This is a genomic window from Actinoplanes sp. NPDC051633 (assembly GCF_040681735.1).
GTDB lineage: Bacteria > Actinomycetota > Actinomycetes > Mycobacteriales > Micromonosporaceae > Actinoplanes.
Window position 1 is genome coordinate 1 of record NZ_JBFAZH010001200.1, and the last position, 2,308, is coordinate 2,308.

Annotated in this window: 2 protein-coding genes; both read right to left on the minus strand. The window is 72.4% G+C overall.

Annotation, left to right across the window (positions count from 1 at the left end; all coding sequences use genetic code 11):
- Window positions 1-50: 50 nt before the first annotated feature.
- Entirely contained in the window at window positions 51-1,109 is a 1,059-nt protein-coding gene (locus AB0M20_RS38995) for an alpha/beta fold hydrolase (RefSeq protein WP_364306028.1), read from the minus strand.
- A gap of 69 nt (window positions 1,110-1,178) precedes the next feature.
- Window positions 1,179-2,308, minus strand: a 1,130-nt coding sequence (locus AB0M20_RS39000; RefSeq protein ID WP_364306030.1) for a CehA/McbA family metallohydrolase, incomplete at its 5' end; no start/stop codon positions are given.

Genomic DNA, 2,308 nt, shown 5'->3' on the forward strand with positions numbered 1-2,308 from the left:
CGACCCGCTGGAGTCGGTGCTGACCTTCGTGGGACCGCCGTGAAATCGGGTCAGCGCACCGGCTGGAGCAGCCGGAGCAGCTCCGCGGTCACCTCGGCCGGGCGCTCGACGTGCGGGGAGTGGCCGCAGTTGTCGTAGACGACCTCGCGGAAGCTGCCGCCGTTGTCCGCGTAGCGCTGCAGCACCGCGCGGGTCTGGCCGACCATCGGCTGCGGCGGGCAGGCCTCGGCGCCGGGCCATCCCGGCACCAGGTCGAGCGAGCCCAGGTACGCCAGGTCGAACAGCGACGTGTCGGACACGATGGCGTCCCGGTCCCCGCGGACCCAGACGATCGGCGGCTTGACCGCGGCGCCGGCCAGCGCCTCGGCGACGTTGAAGTGGTTGGGCGCCATCGTGTTGAGCACGCCGCGGTCACCGGGGCCGATGCCCGGCCAGCTCTGCACCGGCTTGGCGTCGCCCGGGTAGTTGTCCTCGCCGACGGCCGTGCTCAGCACCGTGTCGAGCAGGAGTTGTTCGTCAGCGCCGAGTGAGGCCGGGTCGGCCACGTAGGCGGAGCGCAGCACCGCGAGGGGGCTGGTCGGAGCCTCGGCGCCGCGGTCGCCGGCCTGGATGCGCGCCACGAAGTCCGGGTTGGCGGTGCCGCCGCCGGTGCCGGCGAAGTCCGCCGTGGTCGGGGTGCCGTCGAGGTCGCGGGTGCCGCCGAAGCCGTACGGGCTCAGCGGCGCCTCCAGCAGAACCGAGGAGAAGCGGCCGGGATGGTCGGCGAGCATCTGCATCACCACGCCGCAGCCCATCGAGTGCGCGGCCACCGCCACCGGCCCGTCCTGCGGGAACAGGCTGCGATCGTCGAGCAGGGCGGCCACGTCGTCGGCGAAGTCGCTCAGCCCGCGGGTGGCGTCCACCGGCGCGGTCTGGCTGCGACCGTAGCCGCGCAGGTCCGGGGCGACCACCCGGATGCCGTCGGGGAGCCGCCGCACGAGCGGCAGCCAGAACTGCGCGGATGAGCAGTTGCCGTGCACCAGCAGCACCGGTGTGCCGTCCTCCGGACCGCCGACGAGCACGTTCTGGATGATGCCGCGGGCCTGAACCTGCAGTTCACGGGTCTCCATCCGCTGATCCTGACACATCACCACCGCGGTACCGGTGCTGGATGCATGGCGACCAGCACCGCCTGATCTTCAGGCGGTGAGCCACCACGGGCTGGTGTAGGCGACCCCCCAATCGTTGCAGGGGTGCCCGTCCGGACCGGGCGACGCGTTCGCCTGGGCCGGGTCGGACACCCGGAGCACGACCCAGGCGCCGTCGGCGAGGTCGAGCGGGACGATGAACTCGGTGACGTCTCCGGCGACCGTCTCGATCACGTCGACGACCTGCGGCGCCCGGGATCCGGGCCGCAGCACCTGCAGGTGCAGCGGCTTGCCGGCCCAGTCCGGGCCCCGGTCGAGATCGACCGAGAACCGCACGTCGCCCTTGGCGACCGGCAATGTCCCGCCCATCCGTACGCCGTCGGCTACGGCGTCGAGCCGCAGGCCACTGACCCGGGTGGCGAAGAACCGCCGCGCCCGCATCGCCTCCAGCACGGCCGAACGGGTGTTCTCGGTGACCCAGAGACCCGTGCGGCCCTTGCCTTCGGGGAAGCCCCAGTCGGTGCCGTGCTCATCGGTGACACCGGTCAGGCCGGTGCGCCAGCCCGCGTTGAGGCAGGCGTTCAGCGGTGAGCTCTGCCCGTCCGGCCAGCCGTCGAAGAGGTAGTCGTCGCCGCGGTTGAACATCTCCACGCTGACCATCTGGTCGCGCATGCTCGCGTCGTACGCGAAGTCGTTGAACCGGAGGACCTCGCGGCCGGGGTGGTTGAAGCCGCTGATCCCGGCGGTCGTGGAGACCCAGTCGTAGAGCCGGCCCATGCTGCTCGAGCGGGCGAGGTCGGTGAAGCTGCCGGAATACCAGACGTTGACGTGACCGAGCAGCGGATGGGACCACTCGAAGCCGCGGATCGCCGTGTAGACGCCCGGCTCGTTGGCGGCGTCCGCGAGGGCGGCCGTCCGGTTCCACTCCGAGCTGCTCAGACCGTTGATCGCGAACAGCGTGGTGTGGTCGGTGAGCGCGGCGACGTCCAGGCCGGCCGAGCGCATGGAGGCGAAGGCGAGCTGCGGGTCGCCGTCGCCGTCCGACATCAGGGTGTGGTTGTGCAGGTCGGCGTGGACCAGCGTCGTGCCGTGGCTGATCGACGACGCGCGGGCGGCACCGGCGGCCCGCACCGGCGTGCCGTCGGCGGCGACTCCGGTCGTGGTGGCCCGCGCGCTGCCCG

What these genes read in the sequence shown, in the direction of transcription:
- AB0M20_RS38995 (WP_364306028.1), bottom strand. Translation starts at nt 1,109, where the DNA reads ATGGAGACCCGTGAACTGCAGGTTCAGGCCCGCGGCATCATCCAGAAC.